Below are 24923 nucleotides of genomic sequence, written 5' to 3'. Positions count from 1 at the left end.
AAAAGGGGGAAAAAGAATGACTTTTAATGTACCCACGATATTAATTGGATTAGGTGGGATTGGAAATCAGATTGTAGATATGGTCTATGGAAGCATCCCAAAAGAGAGTCGAGGGCGTATCGCAGTACATGCCTTTGATACAGATGTAAATAGTATTACTCAATTAGAGCACCTAAAAAACCATGTAACACAAACAAGCTCAAAGCATTCAGTTGGAGAGTATTTATTATCGAATGAAGATTTATTGCAATGGTTTCCAAATAATGCTCATTTAAAAAGAAAGACAATGACTGATGGGGCAGGTCAAGTAAGAGCTGTTTCACGCCTAGCTTTTCGTTCAAGTATGGCAGAAGGAAAGCTAAATGCAATGTGGGATGGAATAGAAAGCATCTTTCCTGTGGATAGTGATGCAAACAAATATGGAGTAAGGGTTATTATTATTAGTTCATTGGTAGGGGGAACAGGTTCAGGAATCTTCTTGCAAATTGCCCTTTATTTACGGGAGATGTTAGAAAGAAAACTAGGCACCGATAGTGTTCTCCTCCGAGGAGCCTTCTTATTACCGGATATTTTTGTTCGAAGTAATACATTGGATCGAACCGAATGGGAGGCAGTTCAAGCGAATGGGTATGCAAGTTTAAAAGAGTTAAATGCAATAACATTAAGTGCTTCAGGATATAGTAAGCAAAACGTGACGATTGAGCTTGAATACAGGCCCAATCAAGTTGATTTAGAAGGTCGAACAACACATGCTATTACGAACAAGCACTTACCTTATGATTTTTGCTTTCTATACGACTATGAAAATACAAAGGGTCAGCATTTAACGAATGTTTCAGAATACCTAGATCAAGTTTCTCGTTCCATCTACCTTCAGTTATTTAGTCCAATATCAGCTAAAAGCTTTTCTCAAGAAGATAACCAAATTAGAGGGCTTGTAGAATCCTATGGTACCGCTAGATATTGTGGGGCTGGGGTTGCATCCCTTACTTATCCTTATGAGGACATTGTTGATTACTGTGCGTTAAAATGGTCAATTAATGGTCTGGATGATTCATGGTTATTACTAGACCAATTATATTCTGAAGATAAAAAACGATATGAGAACGACTTAAGAAATGGTATTAATTCGGATATGCCCGAGTTAAGAAAACGCTATGTTACCTACTTTAATAAGCTAGCTAATGACCCTGAAAAACCAGATCCATTTTTCCGCCAGCTTGATTTACAAGTACACGAACTAGAAGATAAAGGGAAAAAAGGTGCACCTAAGGCTGAATTATTTATAGATGCAATTGAAGAGTATGTAAAAGGCGTTATTAATGATGATATAGAGCTTAAAGAAGATTATGAAGATGAATGTCGCATTGATGAAGGAGCACTAAAAGTCAAAGATCAGGCAAAAAAAGAGGTTGGTAGAATCGAAGCTGCACTCGAAGACTATGCAATTGAGATCAACAAAAAAATAAATGAATATAGCCAATTCATTGTTCATCAAATCATAGATGCAGATTCTCATTCTCCGGACGGTGCAAAAGGACACTCTTTTCGACTGAATACATGGATGCTAAAAAAGGATCAACCACTTCATCCAGTTGCAGCCCGGTATGTACTTTATAGTATTCATAATGAGTTACTAGAGGCCATTTCGTCTCTAAAAGAAGAAAATCGATTAATGAAAGAGCAGATTGACCGTTACGAAGAGATTTATGACCTTGATCGTAATGATGATGAAGTGGATGATGCAGTTCGCCGTGTTGACCTTGCATTGGGGCAAGGATTTATTACCAGTGTATTCAGAAGTCATTTTAAAGACTTTATTCAAGAGTATCAGCATAAAGCGAGTCGTCAGCTAACTACACTCAATAAATATAAAGTGTCAAAGCTGTTAGAGGTTGTTTATTCATCTATCAATCAATCTATAAGAGATATGCTTTCAAATTGGGAACGCTTCTTTGACAATTTAAAGGAAACAAGAGATACGCTATCGGCTGATATTAATCAATTATCCACGAAATTTGAAGGCATTAGTAATCCAACTAAAATCTACGTGCTTGCTAACAAGAAAATGTTAGATCAAACGTGGGAGCGTATTCGCCAAACAGTCGATAACGGTCTATTGCCAAACGATATAGCGGGTAAAATTTATTTAAGCCTTTATCGTCAATTTATTGAAAGAAAAAATAGTCGAGGGTCAGAAGAATATTTTCAAGAGATAAAAGTTGAAACATTTTACAGAGATAATGTATTAGCATTTTGTAGAAATGAATTAATGACAAAGCACCATGACAAGCTTGATATTACAATTTTACAAGCACTTAGACTTGAAGCTTCTAGGCTAGGATTAGAACCAGAGTCTTATATTTTTCACAAAATAAAAAGTCTAGATGAATTGGCTCAACCTTTTATTCCTTTGACTAACAGTTTTAGAGAAATAAAGATTTGGGGAGTACATGTTGAAAGTGATAAGCAACTATCTGAGCAATTAAGAAATCGTTTGTTTAACGAAAAGCAAATTGTAGATGAGGCTTTTAAAAGAAATGAAATTATCTGTTATCGAGCACATTATGGATTGTCAGTAAGTGACTTCTCAAAGTTTGCTTCGAATAATAGAAATAATCGACCTGGTGTTTACTATGAGGCTTACCACCGTTTAATTAGCCGGTTGAATGAAGATGAAAATAGAACGATTACACCTCACCTAGATCGTCGCTGGCACTTACCTGCATACATGCCAGATTTAAATCCAGAACAAGCAGAGCTAGAGACAAATCGAACAGATCGTGCTTTATTAGTAGGTCTGATTAATGGATGGTTACAGTTAGTTAACTCGGATGGTAGTAAAGTATTCCAATATAGTGGGAATCAAGGAACGAAATTAATCTTAAAATCAAATGAAAAAGTGTATGAGGAGATTTACTTACTACATGATGCACTTCCACATAATCCTGTTATCTATGATGAAATACTCGAAAGGTTTGGAGAAAAACAGGAGCTACAAATAAGAAACAATAGAGAGATAGCAGACCATGATTTTATTAAGGGTTCATTAGAAGTCTCCAAACTGAATAAGGATGGTATTGTGAATATCCTAGATGTTGTTCTGTCATATGATCAAAATCATTATACAGATATGGCGCTTACAGAAAAGGCAGATCGTTTAAGACAATGCTTATTAAATGAAATTGTAGATTACTATAGTAAGGTTTATCGCCCTGATTCCGCTAAAAGAGAGGCTGCGAATTTTATTAAACGATTATGGGATTTATCCTTAGTAAGGATGCAAACACATATTGAATCTGAAGAATATAACAAATGGTTAAACGATATCAATAATAAATTATACACACTAAGGCAGGATAAAGTTCTCCAGTAGGTGTGAAAAATGAGGGATGGTGTGGTTTGCATACAATCGTAATTCGAATTGGTAAAAAATATGAGGACTGGCATTTAATTGAGCCATTATTTTATAAGCTTGAAGAAAGAAAGAAACTAATCTTTTTTTGGGAGGAGGAGGCTTCGGCCTCTAAACCTCTCTTTTTAACATTAGTAGATAGAATTATTGAGCATATTGAGAGACACAAAGTCCTAAATTGGCAGCTATTCTTTTTGACTAGTTCAAATGACGAGAGGTCAAGGCAATATCGATTTGCCACGCAGTTGGTTGACTTGAAAAAGAATTTGTTGATGCCACTTAAGGCAAAAGGCTTTCACCCTCAGAATGTTGTTATGCACATGATTGACATTATTCAGAGAAATCCAGACTACTCTCCTCCACAAGAAATATTAAAAATGTATTGGGAACTTGATAATCATGGCTATAGAATATCTGATTGTCATACACAAGGTAATACATTCATGTTGGAAGAGATTAAGGCTCTTGATGAAAAGTGGGGAGAAAAGGTCTGTCTTCAAGATGCCGGCATATTGGATAAGCCAAATCTTGAATTTATAAAGGATCTTTCCTCAAAGTGTGATCGTGTTATCATTCATCTTACAGAATTAATTGAAAGAAAAAAATCACAGCTTGACCAAAAAGAACTTGGTGGTGACGATTGGTTATCGACTGATCAACTCAATGCAGTTCTGATGGATTTCACATCAAAGGTAAAGAAGTTATGTACCCCTCCTTTGACCCCTCTACTTACAAGTTTTAAGCCTTCATTGGAGCTTGCAAACATCTTGAAATACCATGTAGGCCTTGTAAGTGAAATGGAAGATATTCGGATGGTTAGACAGGAAATTTATATGGGATCTCATCGGGAGAGGTTGAAGGGATATATTGAACTTGCTTACTTTTTACTAACCATTTCTCATCATCCGAAACTAATTGAACGGATTGAAAAGGGAAGTTCAAGTGCCATTCAAGTGTCCTTAAATGATGAAAGGCTTGAACAGCTATTATCTAATTATTATTTCTCCTTAGTTTCGATGAAGAAAAAGATAGAAGATCGCTTAATTGTAGAAAATCAATTTCATACCAATCGTTTAAGACAAGAGGATTTTACAAACTATGTTGGCACTAAAAGTATAAAAGCAATAAATGATTTTGAAAAGGCTAGTATCCCGTTTAATCAGGCAACATTTTATGAGACTTTGGAAAATGAAATGTTTCAGGTAGATAGAACACTAGAAAATCGTGAAAAAGAACTGCTTTCGGCATCAAAAGAAGCTATTCGAAACTTAGCCATATTAAAGAGAAATAAACAATTTATCTTAGAAGAAGAGAAGATAGAAATTAATGAATACCTTGAGGAGCTAAAAAGTGATATAAGTGAAACGCAGCATAAAGTTATTAACTCTGCACCTTCATTATCGAAAGCACTTGAGAGGTGGAGAGTCTATACAAAGGAAGCAAAAGGTAAGATGCATTATCACTTACAACGCCTTCCCTCTACACAACAGGTAGGCATAGCATTTCTATTTATCTATGTAACTTTAGTTTTACCGTTTCTATTCACAATCGACGCTAGGTTGATCACTAAAACATGGGAGCAATACTATTATTATTTGTTGTTTCCTGTTGGTCTTTTAGGTTTACTATTGATCCCTTTCCTATACGCTCGGAGGTTATCAATGCAGCCCCTACTTGAGCTTAAAGAGCATTCTGAACAAATTGCACTAGAGATGTATCAGATTCAAGAGGAATCACAGCACAAATATAACGCTTATATTAACCAGTTATATAGACTTTTTTCACTAAAGAAATATTATCAAAAAGTAGATGAAGAGGGAGAGGAGAAAAAAGCATTGAATATTTTACTTCGTTACCATCAAGTAAAGCTAGAAGAATATGTTCAAAGTACAATTCGACTTCTTCGCATCCTGCAGATAAATGTTGAAACTAAAAATAATACTACAGAGTCCTATAACTATGAAATTAAAGAAGAATTGGATGTTATGCATAACCCAGTTTATACTCCATTTAGCCAGCAAAGCCCTCTAAAAGAAAGTGGAAATGGGATAAATGTATTAATAGGGAGTGCCAAAGAACAGTATGAATCCATGTATTTCGATGAACTGGAGAAAATTAGAATACTAGATGATAAGGTATATAAAGTATGAGTTCATTATATGTAATTTTAGGGTTTATTATAGCAGGTACAATTCTCCTGAATTTATTGTTTTTGTTGAACGTAAAAAAAGAATTTAGGTATAAACAATCAGCTCTTCCACTACTGGCTTTAGTGACCAGTTTCGTTTTCATTTTTATAGATGGATGGGTTCTATCTAAATTACAGCAAACAATTTTTCAACAATTCACAGGTAGTTTCACCTATCACATTATTCTATTAAACATAACCTTTTTGATTCTATTTTTGTTCATAAAGTGTAGCTGGAGAGTAGTTGTAGGTTTACAGCAATTAGCTGCAGACCGACCAGGGGATAAGGTAACAATATTTTCAAAGGTAGGCAACGTTTTTTTACTGGTTATTCCAGTTGAAGTTTTGAATAAATGGAAGAGGAAACTAAGAGACCAGCAATCTGTTTCGATCTTTTATACAAAAAAAAGAGGTAAAATATTTCTAAAAAATGAATGGTCTAATTTCTCGATTTATTTTCGAATGGCAAGCATTATCCCTATCGCATTCTTTTTAGGATTAGTAATAGCAAATGAATTTTCCTATGATTTACTTCTCTATTTACCTTATTACCCTATTTTATCGTTGGTCGTAATTATGGAAATTGCCTGGTTTCTAGATGGGAAAAGGCTTCCGTATACAGTAGGTAGTATTGATGGCAAAGATGCCATCGCTACTAAACTAACAACCTTTGAAAATTTATTTGAGGAATACTCTGAACTATGGAAAGAGCAAGTGATTATAAAAGGAAGAATGAACGAAAACCAATATTCTCACAAAAGGGTTGATCATTTTTCTTATGAAACGATTTCAAATAAACCCGAGATTCAATTAATGGTGAATGCCATTTGTGATGATTTAAAAAAGGATAAAATTGTGATAAATGAGAGCTATACAAAGGTATTAACAAATTTGCTTGAGGAAAAGGATGTTCTTATCGAGGATCCATTATATGAAGACTTTTCTCCATATTTCTTTCCTGCACTATACCACCTTTTATCTAAAAATAAAAAAATGATTGTTTTAGCTCATAGTCGACAAAGTGCAAGTGAGTCTGTTGAATGGCTGAGGAAAGGGTTAACTAAGGTAAGTGGTATTAAGTATTTATGGAAAATAAGTACCTTTCATGATGCCCTAGAACAGAATACAAATCCGGATCTATTAGTTGTTTCACCAGATACATTAAATGAAAAAAGCTTTCTCCATTACCTTAATCAATTTGAAAAAACAAAATCACTAGAAACAGTAATTTTACTACAAGCTGAACGTATTATTCCTAATTATTCGATGATCCTTCATACGTTTAATTTAAATGTACTAGAGTTAATAAAGAAAAAACCACAGTATATTATTTTCTCAGATTGGTTTGAGGGGCTAGAGCACACAATTCGGAATGTATTTTACTGCGAACCTATAGACATCCTTACTACTTCTCCTCATAGTCAAAAAATGTACTACATTATTTGGAAGACAGAGGGTGAACAGTGGTATCAACAAAAAATACTACCGAAGCTATCCCATCGTAAAATAGAGAATGAAGTCGTTCTAGCCATCCCTGCTTTACGGGCGGGAATTAATCCTGTCGACTTTTTAAATCAAAGTAAGACGCATATTCATGAGGGTATTCAAGATATTCTTGATTCAAAGCCCTTACTGTATTCCAAGGGCTTACCACTTGAAACCATCGATCATTTTGAACAACTAGTTAATGTACATGATGGAAAGCTATCGATGGATACCTCTAATTTCACATTTCTGCTGGTAAGGGATCGTAATTATAATTTGATAAACACATTAAAACAGTGGAACAGCACTGCGAGTACTGCATCTTTTGTCCATGTCGTCAGTGAACCTTACCTTTTACGTGAATACTTGGCAGAACAGTTTGATTTTTTTGTGGATAACCATCGGATGATTTCACAGTTAGCACCAAGAATTTCAGATACCCAGTGGAGTGTGGCTTACTTCTTATTAGAAAGGCTATGTCACACCTTTTTGGATGAAAAGCTGATAGTAAGATATCTATCAGATGCTAATATTAGGGGATTTAGTTCAACAATTGAAGGGATCGATTTTCTACTAAAAAAAATATTTGGCAAACAAGTAGACTATTGGTCAAATCTAGAATCAAAGGAAACCGTAAAGTTTGACCGCCAAAAGAAGGATTTTATAAAAGTAATTCAATACCGGTTACCCTTCTCATTAAGAGAGCAAATCTTACCAAAGTGGTATCGTTTTATTGAAGTTAGACACAACGGCAAAGCAATAGGAGAGGTGTTTGAAGGACATATTTATCAGCAATACCTACCAGGTCAACTTCATTCTTTTAACGGAGAGCCTTATAGAATCCGTAAAATCGATATGGAGTCAGGCTATGTTGAGGTTTCTTTTGAATCAATATATGACCAAGAATACTATCTTCCAGTCAACCACTATTCGGTTACATCGATGAAAAATGAAGGGAATACTTCGTTTAAAAAGATAGCATTTGCCCAATTAGAGATGAGTATGCACATGTATCAGGCAAATATTTCGATTACAACGGGTGGGTACCATGAAATAAGTCATCCTGGTAGTTTGAAATCGTATAAGTATCATTCGTTTACTGAATCAAAAGAGGAAATAGTCAGGAGCTATGAAAATGGTAGTTTATTATTAGTTAAAATTCGATCAAGACAGGAGAAATCATTAAAACATGAGCAAATTGCATTCACACTTTCTATTTTGCTTAATGAGTTGTTTGTTACTCTTTTTCCAACAAGTCATCAATTTCTAAAGGCATGTACTACATTTAACATTGCAAATGATGATAATAAGGATATCTTATTTAAACAAATAGTGAGTATGCAATCTACTTTTGAAATGAACGACTCCATAGATGATGAGAGTATTAGAATTTATATAATAGAAGATTCACCAATTCACTTGGGGCTTCTTGAGGCCATTAGAGAAAATTGGGAGCATATCTTTAATATTTTAAATGATTATTTGTTTTGGTTTATTTATGAAAGTGATAAAGAACAATCTTACTTGAAGTTTGGGTATGAATCAATATCTACAGAGCTGTTGCTAGAGGATTGTTTATCCATTCTAGACAATTTACTCACAAAGAAAAAACTACGTGAAATAAGAGCTGAATACTATAATACAACTGTAGAAAATGAACTGGTACCAATTACTACCCGTGAAGAATTTTGTGTCTTCTGTGGTAAGGTATTTCCAGCAGCCCAATTTATCGAATTAGATGATGGTCGGGAGAGATGCTATACCTGCAATCTAACAGCCATTGATAAGGTTACGGAAGTTGAACCATTATATAAGCAAGTAAGAGAGCTATTTAAGGAGAATTACAAAGTTGATTTAAGGTATGATATCGAACTCAGGGTACTAAATACTGAGACGATTCATAATATGAGTGGTATTCCGTACATTAAACAGCCTGGTAATCCACGAATCACAGGTAAAGCGATACTAGAGTTTAATGAAAAAATGATTGTCATTATTGAAAATGGATCACCGAAGACGATAACTCTAGCTACACTTGCTCATGAATTAACCCATATTTGGCAGTATGATAACTTAAATGTTGAAGATCTGTCTATTGAAGAGCTAGAAGGGTTTGCCACATGGGTGGAGATTAACCTTTTAGAAAGTTTAGGCGAACTTCCTTATGCTGACTTGCTAGGGCGAAACATAGAAGTTAGAGACGATGAATACGGGAAGGGATACAAACTAATACTGGAAAGACTAGAAGAACATCCAATTGCTTCTACACCATTTGAATTATTTGTTGGTGAAGCGGTTTATGAGTAATGTGGCTTTAGATTCTCGTAGTTTGATAGCAAAAAAAACACTTATTCCGCTGGAGAATAAGTGTTTTTTTGCTATTGTAGCTACCTATTTGATAACTAAGTAACACTATATTATAATTTATTATAAACTTTATAGTCAGTTTTTTATTAATAGAGAGGGTGGATGATATGGCTCCTAAAATCTCTGAAGAGGCGAAAGAGGAAAAAAGAGTAGCTTTATTAAATTCTGCATTAGAATGTTTTTCAAAAAAGGGCTACTATGCTACGTCTGTCGATGATGTCGTAACGTACTCCAAGTTGAGCAAGGGATCTTTTTATAATTATTTTAAAAGTAAGGAAGAAATTTTTATCAACTTAATGCAATATCAGACTGAAAAATCCCAGGAGGCATTATCTAAAAAATTAAATGAGATTCCAAGTCCTACTGAAAAAATAAAGTATATGATTAATTTGGATCTACCCATGAATCTCTACAAAAAGAAACTAATGAGAGTTCATCTTGAATTCTGGATGTATTCAGCAGACAACCCAGAAATTAAAGAAGTAATGGTAAATAGATTCAACCATATTATTGAGAATACAAAAGCTATCCTAAAAGAAGGCAAAGATAAACGTGAGTTCAGAGAAGACCTAGATATCGACAACGCAGCCTCTATGTTCTGGGGATTACACGATGGCATCTGGATCCACACATTGGTACTAGACGACAAAGAAATATTTGAAGCGAAAATAAAAGAATTTGAAACAACATTCTTAAGATATATTAAGTAATTAAAAACGGTATAGATTTATTAGGCTCTTTGTACTAAGTAAGTGCTCCTAAGCATAGTTAAAATTTAGACTGTAGCGAAAAGGAACGGACTATGTTCTATATTTAAAAACAGGTAAGAACTTCTTACCTGTTTTTCATTTTGCCTATAAATTATGCAGGTGAAAAACGAAAAAATTATTCTAGTATTATATCTTATTACTTATTTTGAATTAAAAGAGTTGATTTAATAGTGTGTAAAATAAGAAATTACAGAATATTCCACGTATAATGTTTTCCTTGAATAACTTTAATTGTTGATAGTATAATGACTTCTGTAGCTAATTTTGGTATAAATAGGAAAAGGAAAAGGGGGAATTACAATGAAGAAGTATCTTATATTAGTAGTATTTTCTATGATTCTATTCGTTCTTACTGCTTGTAATACAGAAACATCAAGTGGCTCAGAAGGTAAAGTAGAACCAGAAGTTGACATTACAAAAGAAGAAATCGTTAAGCAAACTCGTTCTGCAATGTTTAACCTTGAGTCAACAATCATTAAAAAAGTCCGTGAAACTGATAATCTGTTATACGCTCACATGGATGAGACAGTTACAGAAAAGCCAGCAGATAGTGCTAGTGTAATTGGTGCAAACTTTGAAAGTGAGTTAAATGCATTAGAAATTCCAGCAGAACTTAAAGCACATGAAGAAACAATCAAAACTGCACTTGCTAAACTTGGTGAAGCTTACAATAAAGAAGGGGCTGCCATTGAAGCTGGAGAAACAGTATTTTCTGAGTCAGAAAAGCTAGTTCAAGCATATATCGATGCTATGAAACAAGTTAGTGAAGCAATTGATATGGTACCTGCTAATTATAACCTAGTATTTTAACACATGAGAAAAGCGCTGCTTAAGCAGCGTTTTTTCATGTAAATAAACTAGGGATTTTTTATATTACATTAGGTAATTAATAAACATAGATGCTAAACCAAAATAAATTAGAAGAGACATGATGTCATTTAAAGTTGTAATAAGTGGTCCTGATGCAACAGCTGGGTCAATATTTAACCGATATAAAAGTAATGGAATGATTGTGCCTGCTAATGTACCAATGATTAAAGTCATCACTAAAGAGCTTCCAACAACTAGCCCCAAAACAGCACTTCCTTGCCAAACAAGTGCAATAATCGCAATTAATATTCCACATGTTACACCAATAATTAATCCTACATTCAGTTCACGCAAAATTAGCCGAACGGCCATCTTTTTATCCACATTTCTCGTAATCAAGCCGCGAACAACAACAGCTAGGGACTGAGTACCTGTATTTCCTGTCATTCCTGCAATCATTGGCATAAAAAAAGCAAGCGCAACGACTTTTGAGAGTGTTTCCTCAAACTGACTTATTATCGTACCGGATACGATACCAATAAATAAGAGCAAAATTAACCAAGGTAATCTACGGTAAGCAGCTACATATGCTTTTGTGTCAAAATCGATCGCTTTACCAGAAGCTGACAACTTTTCGATATCCTCAGTTGCCTCGCTTATCACTACATCGATGATATCATCAACAGTGACGATTCCTACTAACACTTCATTTTCAACAACAGGTATTGCTAAGAAGTCATAACGTTCGATGATTTGAGCAACTTCCTCTTGGTCCGTATTTGCTGTAACCGATATGACTCTTTTATACATAATATCTTCAATCTTCTCGTGCAAATCAGCTATAATCAAGTCACGATAGGAAACGACACCTACTAGCTTTTTCGCATCGTTGATTACATATAGGTAATTAATTGTTTCGGAGAACTCAGCGAATTCTTTTAATTTATTTGCTGCTTCGCGAACTGTATAATGCTTTGAAATCCAAACAAAACGATTTGTCATTAATCGTCCCGCAGTTTCAGGGGGATAATTCATGATATTTTGAACAATTTTTGATTCTTCTCGGCCCATCCCTGCTAAGAGCTCTTCTATTTTATCAGGGGATAGATCTTCAAGAAGAAAGGCTAAATCATCATTGTCCATTAAATCCATTACATGTCCAGACTTTTCTATTCCTAATTTTGTAAGAACCTCTAATTGGACTTCTTTTTCGAGCTCTTGTATTAAATCAGCTATTTCTTCAGGATTCATAAATAGCAAAAATTTAGTGTGATGCTTTTTCGGGAGGCTCTCAAATATTCGGGCGATATCATAAGGTTGCAATTCGTCTAAAAGTAATTTGAACTCACCCTTCTTACTATCTTTAAGGGACTTTATTATGCGTAGAGTAAGTTTATCTTGATCCTCAAGGCCTATATTACTCATGATTTACCTCCCATCTTTATAAAATAAGCATTTGCTTATGGTGTTTTAATAATGCATGTGAATCGTTAGTGTTTACCATTTTAAAACGTTAGTCTTTCGTCATAAAGCTAGTATATAATATGAAGTATTCTAATTATAGGGGTGAAAGAAACTGGAACCAGTCACGTTTTCCTTACGTCAAGTTATATTACTTATTATGGTAACTTTATCTGGTGTAATTCTTTCCGTGAGTATACATATTCCATTGTTGATTGGATTTTTGCCAGGCTTTCTTTTTTTGGTTTATTTAATAAATAGTAAGGGAGTTTCTTATTCGAAAATCTTTACAATTAGCTTAGAAGGAATAAAGAAAACACGTGGCGTTATCTATATTTTGCTACTTGTAGGCTTTCTATTGCCTTCTTGGTATTTATCTGGAACAATTGAACAACTTGTGACGGTGTCATTACATTTAATAGCACCTGCCTACTTTTTGATGCTTTCTTTTATCGTTGCAAGTGTTTTTTCAATGATACTGGGAACCTCAGTCGGTACATTAAGCGCTGTTGGAATTCCAATAATGAGTACGGGTATATCAATTGGTCATCAACCGGAGATTATTGCAGGGGCGTTAATTGCAGGCGCATTTGTTGGAGATCGTACATCACCTTTTTCTAGTGCACATCAACTTTTGGCACACACATTGGAGATTTCAGTAAAAGAACAGTTTAAAGCAATGCTTCCAACTACTTTAATAAGCATCGTACTTGGAATTGTATTTTTCAGTTTACTAGATGCTTATTATCAAGAGGGATTGCTTGGTGCTACATATGTGAATGACCTTAAAAAGTTATCCTTCATCACCTTTATCCCCCCATTGGTCCTAATTGGAATCGTTCTTGTCCGAATAAAGATTCTTTATGCTTTTATTCTAAGTATAAGCAGTGCATGTTTGATAGCTTTATATAAACTAACGACAATAAGTGAATTGTCTCACGCTTTATTTTTCGGTGTCGAAGGTATGGGTGGTGGGTTTATTAATATGTACTTACTTCTATTATTTTTAGGATTGGCCGGTGCGTATAATGGCTTATTAGAAGAATACAAGATTATTCAAAGCTTTTTAGACGAGTGGCTAGCAACATCATTTTCTCTTTTTGCAGATACGGTTAAAACGATGATAGCCACAACTCTTATTGCGATGATTGCAGCAAACCAAACTTTACCGATTATTTTAACAGGACGTTCTTTTTTATCCCATTGGAAACATAGGTATTCGAATGCAGAGCTTTCAAGAGTGATGGGCGATTCTACCATGTTAGTTCCAGGGATGCTTCCTTGGAGTGTGCTAGCAATTATGTGTAGTACAATTGTTGGTGTGCCTTTGCTTTCTTATTTACCTTATGCCATCTTCTTATGGTTACTTCCTCTACTGACAATAGGCATTTCATTATTAAAAGTAGGTAAGGCTTTCAAGCGTGAAACAGTAAACTATTAACATATAAAATTCTCTCCACTAGGTTATATTTTTAGGTTTAGTCAATAATGTAATACTAGAGGGGTGGAACTTATGGGCTTTAAGGTTAAGGTTTTTGATGAAGAGCATGAGGAAGATTTAGAGGTTGCTTTGAATCGTTTTCTTGAAAAAATAGATGAGAGACAGTTAATAGATATTAAGTATCAAGTAGCGATTACGTGTAATGCTGGTGAAGAACAAATCTATTGTTTTTCGGCAATGGTTTTATATAGAGCCTAGTATGTTGCTAGGCTCTGGAATAAACGGTCTGTAAAAATACATGGTTTGTTATTCGCTAGAATCCACTCGCTTTCCGCGGGCAGTCCGGGAGCCTCCTCGGGCGATTGCGCCTGCGGGGTCTCCCATTGACGTGCTACTCCCGCAGGAGTCTCGTGGATTCTAGCGAATAACCTAACTCTCAACATAAGCTTAAGCTAAATTACACTAGGGGACTGTCATAATACACTTTCTCATACCATTGTATCTGAAGGTCGTTTTGAATATTTCCCTGCATTTACTCCAGCTAGTCGGCCGGTTACGAGGGCGGATGTGATATTGTAGCCACCTGTATATCCATGTATATCGAGGATTTCGCCACAAAAGTATAGTCCATTCATAAATTTTGAGGACATTTCCTTTGGGTGAATTTCCTTTACAGATACTCCGCCTCCTGTTACAAAAGCTTTCTCGATCGGTAATGTACCATTGACATCAAATTGGAATTGTTTACAATCCTTTGCAAATGACCGAATGCTTTCGTGAGATAGATTGGCTGAGGTTACTTGAAGGTCTATTTGGTTTTTTTCTAACAGAAAGAGTAAATATCGCTCTGGTAAAAATCCTTTTAAAATGTTTTTTATGGCTTTTTTCGGCTCAGCCTTTGTTTCCTTAAGCACAAATTGGAATATTTCTTCCTCATTCATGGATGGTAGTGCATCAATACTAACTGTAACACTGTCTACATTAAATTTCTTCAGAGTTTTAACTACATATTGACTACAACGTAAAACCGCAGGTCCAGAAATACCAAAATGGGTAAATAACATATCCATGGTATGGGTAATAACTGTTTTTCCTTTTGGGTTGAGTACACTTAGAGCAACATCACGAAGTGCTAACCCTTGTAGAGTCTTGTTTTTTATGAAAGGTTCATTTGATGTAATAGGTACTTCTGTCGGGTACAATTCAGTAATTGTATGACCAGCTGCTTTCGCCCAAGCATACCCATCACCTGTAGAACCCGTATGGGGTACAGATTTACCTCCAACTGCAAGCACTAGGCTCTTTGTATCAATTTGCTCACCCGTTTTAAGGATTACGCCTTGTACTTTATCTTCATGATATAGTACTTTGGAGACAGGTGTGTTCGTTCGAATGTGTACTTTATATTTCTTTAATTGCTCTATCAATGCATCAACAACTGATTGAGCCTTATCTGTTACAGGAAACATTCTTCCATGGTCTTCTTCTTTAAGTTTGATACCTAGTTTCTCGAAGAAACGAATAATATCTTCATTATTAAAAACAGAAAATGCACTATATAAAAAACGACCATTTCCAGGAATATGCTTTATAATTTCTTCAACTGGGAGGCGGTTTGTAACATTACATCGTCCTCCACCGGAAATCGCTAATTTTCTCCCCAATTTTTCACCTTTATCCAGTAACAGGACCCTTGCCCCTTGTTCACCTGCTGCAATGGCTGCCATTAACCCAGAAGGGCCCCCGCCAACCACAATAACATCATACTTCATACAAGTTCACCACTTTTCTAAAAACTTCTAAGGTTAAAGATACCACTTTTTATGAAGAAATAGAAATAACCATAAAGTAATTACTTCGACCGCAACTAGTGATATGATACACTATATTTGATTTATATGAATGCTAAGTTATAATCCGTAGATAGAATTGAGGGATCATGTTGAATAGAGAATACAAACCAACCATTTCAGAAGGGCATTACCCGGAGGATGGAGGTTGGACACAAGATGAAAATGGCAATGTGTTACTGTTGTCATTACCAACTAGTACTGAATTCATTACTGAAAAGGTTTCGACATTTGATTATGCCTGGCTTTATTCTAGTGAACTAGATGCATATATATTTTGTTTTCGTTTGCCGAGCGGGTTGGAATTCGGTGTTATCTTTCATTCGAAACATGCAGGAAAGCTATTATTAGACACACAAGCATATGATACTTTCACAATAACAATTACTGATAAACCGTTTAATGAACTAACCGAAGATAGTCACTATATTTCTTTTCCAAATATCATTATAAATAGACAGCCCAGTGCTGGATGGTAATAATGAGGATTAGTCTGTTTTTATGGTAAAATAGGTAAGTTGAAAAAAGCTTCCTTATCAGAATGGGGATTTTTATGGATTCTAAATTACTACGAGGCACGTTTATACTAACCATCGGTACATATATATCAAGAATACTAGGAATGATTTATGTTTTTCCGTTTGTAGCACTAGTTGGATTACAAGGTTCAGCTTTATTTGCATACGGATATGGTCAATATACGATCTTCTTAAGTATTGCTACAATGGGATTTCCAATGGCCGTCTCGAAGTTTGTGGCTAAATATAATGAAATAGGAGATTACCATACAAGTAGACGGATGTTTAAATCTGGTCTTCTTGTAATGGGAATAGCGGGATTTGTTGCGTTTTTAGTTCTGTTTTATCTTGCGCCATATATTGCGCCTAAAGTATTAGGTGGTAGGGACGAACATGGTAATACTATTGAGGATGTAACAATGGTTATTCGAATGGTCAGTGTGGCACTAATCGCTGTCCCGGTCATGAGTTTAATTCGAGGCTTCTTTCAAGGAAATCAATCAATGGGTCCGACTGCTGTCTCTCAAGTTGTTGAACAGTTAGTGAGAGTGGTTTTCTTATTATCTGCTACTTATATTGTAATTGAAATGGTAGATGGGGAAATGGCCACAGCTGTTGGTTTTGCTACCTTTGCTGCTTTTGTAGGTGCACTTGGCGGACTCGTAGTATTACTAATTTATTTAAAAATGAGAAAGCCATACTTTGATGAATTATTAGAGAAAAGTAAGCCACAAACTGAAATGACAACGAAGGATATGTATAAAGAGCTTTTATCTTATGCGGGTCCGTTTGTCTTTGTTGGGCTGGCAATTCCCTTGTATACATATGTTGATGTTTTTACCTTTAATAATGCAATGATAAACACAGGTTTTTTAAAGGTAACAGCAGAAGAAATTTTTGGTCTGATCACTTTTTCTATTCCTAAGCTTGTAATGATTCCCGTATCATTAGCGACTGCATTTGGACTAACACTAATCCCAACTATAACTAGTTCTTTTACATCAGGTAATCTACCATTACTTCGACGTCAAATTGACCAAACGTTTCAGATCATTGTTTTATTGGTTTTACCAGCAGTAGTGGGTTTAGCTGTATTAGCTGGTCCCGCATATGCTACCTTTTATCCTACAGAAGGTTTAGGTGGAGAGTATGGAGGTTTTTTCTTAGGCTGGTTTGCACCTGTTGCCATTCTATTTTCTTTCTTCACGGTTACTGCTGCTATCCTGCAAGGGATAAACAAGCAAAAACTTGCTGTTATTAGTCTTGTTATTGGTCTACTTATTAAACTAATGACGAATGCACCACTTATTTATGTCTTTGAGGGGCTAGGGTCTATTCTTGCAACTGCATTAGGTTTCACTGTATCGATTGCTTATAGCTTTTGGATGATTGCAAAGCACACAAAATACAGTTTTTCTCTATTTTTACGTAGGTCTGTGCTCATGAGTTTATTTGCTCTACTAATGGCACTTTCTATATTATCGATAGAGTATATCTTATCATTTGTAATTAGTTATGAAAGTGGAAAAGTACAGTCAGTTACAATCTTGTTAATAGGTGTACTTATAGGTGCAGGAATCTATTTGTATTTAGCATACAAATCCCACCTACTAGCAAAACTATTAGGAGCGCGTTTTGCATTTCTGAACAGAAAGAAAAAACAGAAGGCTGTACAATAGACAGCCTTCTATTTCAAATATTATTGCCCATAACCGCCGCCGTAGCCGCCGCCATAGCCGCCACCGCCACCATAACCAAGGCGTCTTTCAATTCGGTCAACTCTACGGTCTAAATTATCAATTTGTCTTTGTTGCCGTTCTAACTGGCGTTCAAGGCGATCTAAACGTCTTTCTACATTTCCGCCACCGCCGTAGCCTCCCCCAGGAAAGCCAGGTAAACCAGGAAGTACAATTTGAGGTGTTTGTCGATAATACATAATTTTCTCTCCTTTTCCTATAAATACGTTATTAGTCTATGAATGTAGGGCAAATGTGGAGTGATTAAACTGCCTATTATGTAAAAGATGGGCATTTGGAGGATAATGATTATGAGAATAGATAAAATGTTATCAACAATTGGTTTTGGAAGTCGTAAGGAAGTAAAGGCTCTCCTGAAATCAGGAGCTGTAAAAATAGAAGGACAAATTGTAAAAGATTCTGGAAAACATGTTAATCCAAAAGAACAGATAGTCACTGTTCATGGTGAACCAGTTGTTTATAAAGAGTTTATCTACCTGATGCTTAATAAGCCACCTGGTGTTATTTCAGCAACAGAAGACTCAATGCATCAAACGGTAATTGATTTGCTTGTAATGGAGGATGCTATCTATGAACCTTTTCCGGTAGGAAGATTGGATAAGGATACGGAAGGTTTGCTATTGTTGACGAATGATGGTCAACTGTCCCATCAGCTTCTTTCCCCAAAGAAACATGTACCGAAAACGTATTTTGCAGTCATCGAAGGTGAAGTTACGAATGAGGATGTAGTTCAGTTTAAAGAAGGCGTTGTTCTAGAAGATGGGTACAAGACGCTTCCAGCAGATTTGGTTATTTTAAAACAGGGAATTTCCTCAGATATTGAAATTACGATTACTGAAGGTAAATTCCATCAGGTAAAACGGATGTTTGAGGCTGTTGGAAAAAGAGTGGTTTATTTACAAAGAATTAAAATGGGTCCACTCTCATTAGATGAAACATTAGAATTAGGAGAGTACCGAGAGCTTACAGAAGAAGAAGTTGATTTATTAAAAAATGCGAACGTGAAAAGCGACCTGTAACAGGTCGCTTTTTTGAGTATATTAAGTAATAGTACTTTTATGTATATTGTCTATAGTTTAACTATTATTTTTAATTTCAATGTTTATGATGTTAATTTAATTTTCTTTTTTGTTGTCGTCCATTTGCCACGACTTGGACTGCGCACCAAATCGTTATATGCTAACACATTTAAATCGCGCTGGATTGTACGAGGAGTTATACCAAATTCATCAACAAGTTCCTGTGTTGACACAGTTCCTTTCTCATTTATAAACATGTAGACTGATTTGATACGGGTTAGCATCCGGTTTGTTGAATTCTTCAAAAAACCACTCCTTATCATTTTTTCGCATGGCACAACGTTCTTCGATAAGTGTTCGTGATGTAACTTCACCTTCTATTTTACACAATCAATATGGTTATTTCTAGGATAAAACTGAAATTTACGAACTATTTACATAATTACCTAATTTGAAAAGGAACCTATAGGTCTTTTATCACCTCACTTAGAAGTTTTACTAATCTATATAGTCCTAATCAGAATAGTATGACTACTTCGCTATATTTTCCAAATATCCTTCATTTTTTTACAAATTTCTCATAGTGAATTTAATCTGTCGTTTACCACATATTAAAAGTAATGCTAATGAGAAAGGGTTTTTTTCAATGGAAAATACAAAAAGATTGGTTCATCCAAAAGAAGATTTTTATTTTATATTTTGCATTTTAATCAGTGTAGGTGTTTATTTAGCCTTCCTCTTTTCTATCATAGGTATATTTTTTATTGTGTTCTTAATTTTATTTTCACTTACTTTACATTTCTTGATGATTGGATCTATAAGAAGAAATGCTGTAAAAATTGGTGAGAATCAATTTCCATTGGTGTATGAGCGTGCAGTACAAATCTGCTTAGAAATGAAGCTTGAAAAGGTACCAGATATTTATATCATGGAGTCAGGCGGACTGTTGAATGCATTTGCAACCAAGTTTTTTAGAAGGAATATGGTGGTTTTATACTCTGATATCTTTGAATTAATTGAAATGGATGCTGAGGACGAAGTTTATTTTATCCTTGCGCATGAACTTGCTCATATCAAGAGGCGACATATAACCATACAAATGGTCATCTTGCCTGCTATGTGGGTTCCTTTTATTGGGGAGGCTTATTCTCGAGCATGTGAATACACTTGTGATCGTTATGCAGCGTATTACACAAATAACTTTGAAGCTGCAAAGAATGGTTTAACTATATTGGCTATAGGTAGAACATTATATAAATCCGTTAATCATGATGACTATTTAAAACAAGTTAGGGATGAGTCAGGCTTTTTTGTATGGTTATCAGAAAAAATATCAACACACCCACACTTACCTAAACGTATTCAAGAAGTCGCACAATTTATGGATATAGACTTCCCATATTATAAAGAAAGCAAGCGAGGAGTTGTTATTGGAATTGTGGGGCTAACCCTCGCTGTTACTATTTTTGTCGTTGGAAGTTATATGACAATAGACAGAATAATGAATTCATCATTATGGTCTGATTTCTTTTTAGGTGTAGAAGGAACTACACCTTTAATGGATGCTGCTTTTGAGGCAAATATAGAAGAGGTCCAGAAATTAATTGATGAAGGAGCTGAGGTTAATGTTAGTGATTCAGAAGGATCTACTCCTCTTCATTGGACAATCTACGGAATCGACTTTACTTATGAAGAGGGTATCGAAGTAGATAACATACCTAGTATTGAAACGGCAAGGCTGTTGTTAGATGCTGGTGCAAATGTAAACGCGGTTGATATTTATGGTACGACTCCTCTAATTGATGCCGTTAGCTATGATTCTCCTGAGATGGTTGAGCTATTATTAGAATATGGTGCTGATCCACTAATAACAGATGCCAATGGGATGACAGCACTAGACTTAGCAAAAGACTATCAAAATCAAGAAATTTTAACATTATTAAATACTGCTACTCAAAACTAGCCTCTAATTCTGTATAATCTTGAATAGTAGGTTTTAATTTAGAATTTATCACTACAACGTATTAACGTAATGGGGGTCAGGCCCCAGGTATGGAGGTTTATGATGAGTACAATTAATTGGATGGAAGAAGTACTGAAGAGGAAAGATGAATTGGTAAAGGATACTCAAGAATTCTTAAGAATCAAGAGTGTTTTAGATGAAGAAAATGGTACAAGTGAAGCCCCTTTAGGAGAAGGAATAGATGCTGCACTTCAGTATCTATTATTAAAAGGAAGTAAAGATGGGTTTCTAGCTAAAAATGTAGATGGATTAGCTGGACATGTTGAAATGGGTGAAGGTGAAGAGCTAGTTGGAATTCTTTGTCATGTCGATGTAGTACCTGAAGGTGATGGCTGGTCAAGTGATCCATTTGGTGCTGAAATTCGTGAAGGGAAGATATTTGCTAGAGGAGCTATTGATGATAAAGGTCCTACGATGGCTGCTTATTATGCTATGAAGATTGTTAAGGACTTAGGAATCCCTCTCAATAAGCGGATTCGGATGATTATTGGAACGGATGAGGAAAGTAACTGGCGTTGTGTAGATCATTACTTTAAACATGAAGAGATGCCAACTATGGGCTTTGCACCAGATGCAGATTTCCCGATTATCTATGCAGAAAAGGGGATTGCTGATTTTGATTTGGTGATGAAGGTCAATCATAATAGTGTTGAATCGTCACATGAACAAACGATCATTCTGAAGTCTTTCCAATCTGGTCGCCGCTATAATATGGTACCAGACTTTGCCGAGGCACGACTAAATACTACGATTCATGATGACAAGCTACTAGCAGAATTTAATAACTACATAACTCAAACTCAACTACTCGGAAAGGGATATGTAGCGGGTGATACATTAGTCTTTGAATTAGAAGGTCAGTCTGCACATGGAATGGAGCCTAAGAAAGGTAAAAATGCAGGATTACTGTTAGCTTCTTTTCTTAAGGGAATTCAACTTGACAAGGATGCATTTAGTTATATTACTTTTCTTTTAGATTATTTTTACGACGATTCCCGCGGGGAAAAGCTTGGAGTACGATATTCTGACGAAATTACTGGTGATTTAACAATCAACGTTGGAAAAATGGCCTATACCAATGAGGCTGGAGGCAGTATCGGAATTAATCTTCGTTACCCAGTCACAAATGATATGGAAAAAACAAGAGAGAAAATTGAAGAGGTTGCAGGATTAAGCTCATTTGCTTTAAGAAATTTCAGTGATTCAAAGCCCCATCATGTCGATAAAAACCATACATTAATTAAAACTTTACAAAAGGTGTATGAAGAGCAGACTGGAGAAGAAGCTACTCTAATCTCGATTGGTGGTGGGACATATGCTCGCTCATTGAAAGCAGGGGTGGCATTTGGACCTTTATTTCCTGGACGTCCAGACAGTGCACACCAAAAAGATGAATATATTATAATTGAAGACTTGCTTAAAGCAACTGCCATCTATGCGCAAGCAATAAGTGAGTTAGGTAAAATATAATTACCAAATTTTTGTATAATATGCTACTATTTATGTTAATAACCGTTCTCTTCTAACAGAGAACGGTTATTAACTATTGTAAAAGTGCACCAAAGAAAGAAGGCTCATACATGGAATTAACCACTCACAAGCAAAAGACTCGAAGTGCTAAATTAACGTTTACGCTTTTTTATTTTTTTATATTTTTCGGTTTAGGTTCTCTTTTTCCACTACTAGCTGTTTACCTTAATGATACTGTAGGTCTAACAGGTGCTCAAATCGGGACAATTATGTCTATCAGTCCTGTAGTCACAATCCTAACCCAACCTGTTTGGGGACTTATAAGTGATTATACTCAAAAGCCTAAACTTGTACTAACGATTACTCTCATTTGTACTGCCTTAATTGGAGTTGGTTATTCTTTTGTAGAATCCTACTTTTGGTTTATTATATTTGCAGCCTTATTAGCTGTTACTCAAAGTGCAGTTGTGCCAATTTCAGATAGTATGGCGTTATCTTATGTTCAAAAAACAAAAGGTAATTATGGATCCATACGTTTGTGGGGAGCACTTGGCTTTGCGGTAGCTGTGTTAATTGTAGGTAATCTATCTGAAACGTTTTCTCTTTCTATCATTTTTTATGTCTTTGTTATAATGTTATTCGTCTCATCAGTTTTTGCTTGGAGTTTGCCTGATGAAGGTAATTCTATGCAAATTAATATTAAAACTGGGGTATCACGGCTGGTAAAAATGCCTCGATTTTTATTATTCTTACTAACTACGTTTTTGATTTTTGGGCCCATTTTATCGAATAATTTTTACTTTGGACTTTATATTAGAGAACTAGGTGGAACTCTTACCGGGGTAGGGATAGCCTTTATGTTAGGAGCAGGAAGTGAAGCTCCCTTTATGAAGTTTGCAGGGAAGTGGATTCAAAAAATAGGAATGCTACAGGTCTTGATACTGGCAGGTCTTATTTCCGGATTGAGATGGATTCTCTATTTCTTTGATCCTCCACTTTATCTTGTGTTTGCTACTATTGTTGCCCAAGGGTTTTCAGTCGGACTTTATATACCTGCAGCCTTACAGTATGTAAGGGACATTTCACCTGGAGAGGTAAGAGTCACTGCAGTTTCACTTTACTCTGCTGTCGGAAATGGATTAGGAACCTGGTTTTGTACGTTTGTAGGAGGATTTATTTTAGAAGCTTTCTCAATAAACCATCTTTACTTGTTTTATGGGTTATTAACAAGCATTGGTTTAATGTTAGTACTAGTTATCGTCTACTTAGAGAAAAAAACAACAACTGCTACCATGATCTAGTAAAAGAATAAAGAGAGCCTTTGTATGAAGGTTCTCTTTATTAATGGGAAAAAATGTTATGAAAAATCAAAAACGTCACTTGATAAATATCTTTCACCTGTGTCGCAGGCTATACATACTACAACATCTTGTGGAGTAAGGCGTTTTGCTACTTGAATAGCGGCGAAACATGCAGCACCTGAGGAAGGGCCAACTAGAATGCCTTCTTCTCGAGCAAGACTCCTAGTGATTTCATATGCTTCTTCATCTTCAATCTTAAAAATTTCGTCATAGACATTTTGATTTAGTATGTCTGGGATAAACCCCGGGCTTGTTCCTACAAGTTTATGCTTTCCTGGCTTTCCTCCAGATAGTACCGGTGATCCAGCAGGCTCAACAACATGAACAGTAAGATCCTTATAGTGTTCTTTAAGTGCTTCTCCTGTACCGGTTATGGTACCACCTGTTCCCGCAGTGGCTACAAAAGCTGAAAGTGGCTTCCCAATCTCCTTCATGGCTTCAATTATCTCAATAGCAGTTGTATGACGATGTGCATCTGGATTTGCGTTATTTTCAAATTGCATAGGAACGAAGCTATCAGGAATATCTTTAGCAAGCTCGTTAGCTTTTTTGATAGCACCAGGCATTTTTTCATCTCCTGGAGTTAAAACCACTTCTGCACCATATGCCTTTAGAAGGTTAATACGTTCAGCTGTCATTGTATCTGGCATAATTAGAATTGCTTTGTATCCACGAGCAGCGGCATTCATTGCCAGCCCAATGCCTGTATTTCCGCTAGTAGGTTCAATAATCGTCGAATTCTTATTTAATAAGCCTTGTTTTTCTGCTTGAACAATCATATTGTATGCTGCTCTATCCTTAACACTTCCACTTGGGTTGAAAAACTCAAGTTTTAAATAAATGGATGCTCCATCTTTCGGTCCAATTTTATTTAATTTAACAAGTGGTGTGTTTCCGATTAATTCAGCCATGTTGTTGACAACACGCATTTATGTCACTTCCCTTAAATCTTTTTTAAGCTCTTTTTTATTATATCAATTCTGTAAAA

18 protein-coding genes are annotated in these 24923 nt (G+C 35.5%); 13 read left to right on the top strand and 5 right to left on the bottom strand.

What is annotated here, in order from left to right; translation table 11 throughout:
* Window positions 1–16 precede the first annotated feature (16 nt).
* From J2Z26_RS14110 to J2Z26_RS14090, 5 genes are all read left to right on the top strand, one after another.
* Window positions 17–3376, top strand: coding sequence for a tubulin-like doman-containing protein (locus J2Z26_RS14110; protein ID WP_193535926.1), 3360 nt, complete (start codon window positions 17–19; stop codon window positions 3374–3376).
* A 26-nt stretch (window positions 3377–3402) separates the two neighbouring features.
* On the top strand, window positions 3403–5565 hold the full coding sequence (locus J2Z26_RS14105; protein WP_193535925.1) for a hypothetical protein: 2163 nt from the start codon (window positions 3403–3405) through the stop codon (window positions 5563–5565).
* The gene (locus J2Z26_RS14100) at window positions 5562–9395 is read left to right on the top strand and encodes a hypothetical protein (protein ID WP_193535923.1); all 3834 of its coding nucleotides are present in this window, start codon (window positions 5562–5564) and stop codon (window positions 9393–9395) included. The genes J2Z26_RS14105 and J2Z26_RS14100 overlap by 4 nt, the downstream gene beginning before the upstream one ends.
* A gap of 167 nt (window positions 9396–9562) precedes the next feature.
* Window positions 9563–10165 (top strand): TetR/AcrR family transcriptional regulator, encoded by a 603-nt coding sequence (locus tag J2Z26_RS14095; RefSeq protein WP_193535921.1) that lies wholly within the window; start codon window positions 9563–9565, stop codon window positions 10163–10165.
* Between the two features lie 360 nt (window positions 10166–10525).
* A complete protein-coding gene (locus J2Z26_RS14090) occupies window positions 10526–11035 on the top strand; it encodes a hypothetical protein (protein ID WP_193535919.1) in 510 nt (169 codons plus the stop codon).
* Between the two features lie 63 nt (window positions 11036–11098).
* On the opposite strand, the gene mgtE is transcribed toward J2Z26_RS14090, so the two are convergent.
* On the bottom strand, window positions 11099–12460 hold the full coding sequence (gene mgtE, locus J2Z26_RS14085; RefSeq protein ID WP_193535918.1) for a magnesium transporter: 1362 nt from the start codon (window positions 12458–12460) through the stop codon (window positions 11099–11101).
* A gap of 226 nt (window positions 12461–12686) precedes the next feature.
* Between mgtE and J2Z26_RS14080 the strand changes: the two genes are divergently transcribed.
* The gene (locus J2Z26_RS14080; RefSeq protein ID WP_319638040.1) at window positions 12687–13937 is read left to right on the top strand and encodes a Na+/H+ antiporter NhaC family protein; all 1251 of its coding nucleotides are present in this window, start codon (window positions 12687–12689) and stop codon (window positions 13935–13937) included.
* Between the two features lie 72 nt (window positions 13938–14009).
* Window positions 14010–14195 carry a sporulation protein Cse60 gene (locus J2Z26_RS14075; RefSeq protein WP_193535914.1) on the top strand — a complete coding sequence of 62 codons (186 nt, stop codon included), beginning with the start codon at window positions 14010–14012 and terminating at the stop codon, window positions 14193–14195.
* Window positions 14196–14425: 230 nt separating this feature from the next.
* Here J2Z26_RS14075 and J2Z26_RS14070 read toward each other — a convergent pair whose 3' ends face one another.
* Window positions 14426–15709, bottom strand: coding sequence for a BaiN/RdsA family NAD(P)/FAD-dependent oxidoreductase (locus tag J2Z26_RS14070; protein WP_193535913.1), 1284 nt, complete (start codon window positions 15707–15709; stop codon window positions 14426–14428).
* A gap of 170 nt (window positions 15710–15879) precedes the next feature.
* On the opposite strand from J2Z26_RS14070, the gene J2Z26_RS14065 reads away from it, so the two are divergent.
* Together J2Z26_RS14065 and J2Z26_RS14060 are read left to right on the top strand one after the other, a co-directional pair.
* Window positions 15880–16266: a hypothetical protein gene (locus J2Z26_RS14065; RefSeq protein WP_193535911.1), complete on the top strand. Its 387-nt coding sequence runs from the start codon at window positions 15880–15882 to the stop codon at window positions 16264–16266.
* Between the two features lie 74 nt (window positions 16267–16340).
* Window positions 16341–17984 carry a putative polysaccharide biosynthesis protein gene (locus J2Z26_RS14060; protein WP_193535909.1) on the top strand — a complete coding sequence of 548 codons (1644 nt, stop codon included), beginning with the start codon at window positions 16341–16343 and terminating at the stop codon, window positions 17982–17984.
* Window positions 17985–18004: 20 nt separating this feature from the next.
* Here the strand turns inward: J2Z26_RS14060 and J2Z26_RS14055 are convergent, their stop codons facing one another.
* The gene (locus J2Z26_RS14055) at window positions 18005–18241 is read right to left on the bottom strand and encodes a hypothetical protein (RefSeq protein ID WP_193535907.1); all 237 of its coding nucleotides are present in this window, start codon (window positions 18239–18241) and stop codon (window positions 18005–18007) included.
* 105 nt (window positions 18242–18346) lie between these two features.
* Between J2Z26_RS14055 and J2Z26_RS14050 the strand changes: the two genes are divergently transcribed.
* A complete protein-coding gene (locus tag J2Z26_RS14050) occupies window positions 18347–19081 on the top strand; it encodes a pseudouridine synthase (protein ID WP_193535905.1) in 735 nt (244 codons plus the stop codon).
* An 83-nt stretch (window positions 19082–19164) separates the two neighbouring features.
* Here J2Z26_RS14050 and J2Z26_RS14045 read toward each other — a convergent pair whose 3' ends face one another.
* Window positions 19165–19386: a DeoR family transcriptional regulator gene (locus tag J2Z26_RS14045; RefSeq protein ID WP_193470088.1), complete on the bottom strand. Its 222-nt coding sequence runs from the start codon at window positions 19384–19386 to the stop codon at window positions 19165–19167.
* Window positions 19387–19727: 341 nt separating this feature from the next.
* Here J2Z26_RS14045 and J2Z26_RS14040 point away from each other — a divergent pair, with 341 nt between their 5' ends.
* The 3 genes from J2Z26_RS14040 to J2Z26_RS14030 all read left to right on the top strand — a co-directional run bounded on the left by J2Z26_RS14040 (window position 19728) and on the right by J2Z26_RS14030 (window position 23875).
* On the top strand, window positions 19728–21044 hold the full coding sequence (locus tag J2Z26_RS14040) for a M48 family metallopeptidase (RefSeq protein WP_193535903.1): 1317 nt from the start codon (window positions 19728–19730) through the stop codon (window positions 21042–21044).
* Window positions 21045–21146: 102 nt separating this feature from the next.
* The gene (gene pepV / locus J2Z26_RS14035) at window positions 21147–22574 is read left to right on the top strand and encodes a dipeptidase PepV (RefSeq protein WP_193535901.1); all 1428 of its coding nucleotides are present in this window, start codon (window positions 21147–21149) and stop codon (window positions 22572–22574) included.
* Between the two features lie 110 nt (window positions 22575–22684).
* Complete coding sequence (locus J2Z26_RS14030; protein ID WP_193535899.1) at window positions 22685–23875, top strand: MFS transporter; 1191 nt, start codon at window positions 22685–22687, stop codon at window positions 23873–23875.
* A gap of 56 nt (window positions 23876–23931) precedes the next feature.
* On the opposite strand, the gene cysK is transcribed toward J2Z26_RS14030, so the two are convergent.
* The gene (gene cysK, locus J2Z26_RS14025) at window positions 23932–24864 is read right to left on the bottom strand and encodes a cysteine synthase A (RefSeq protein WP_193535897.1); all 933 of its coding nucleotides are present in this window, start codon (window positions 24862–24864) and stop codon (window positions 23932–23934) included.
* Window positions 24865–24923: the final 59 nt, after the last annotated feature.

The sequence above is a fragment of the Cytobacillus luteolus genome, assembly GCF_017873715.1.
Lineage (GTDB): Bacteria > Bacillota > Bacilli > Bacillales > Bacillaceae_L > Bacillus_BV > Bacillus_BV luteola.
The sequence above is the reverse complement of the archived record's forward strand: the minus strand, read 5'-3'. Positions and strand labels throughout refer to the sequence as shown.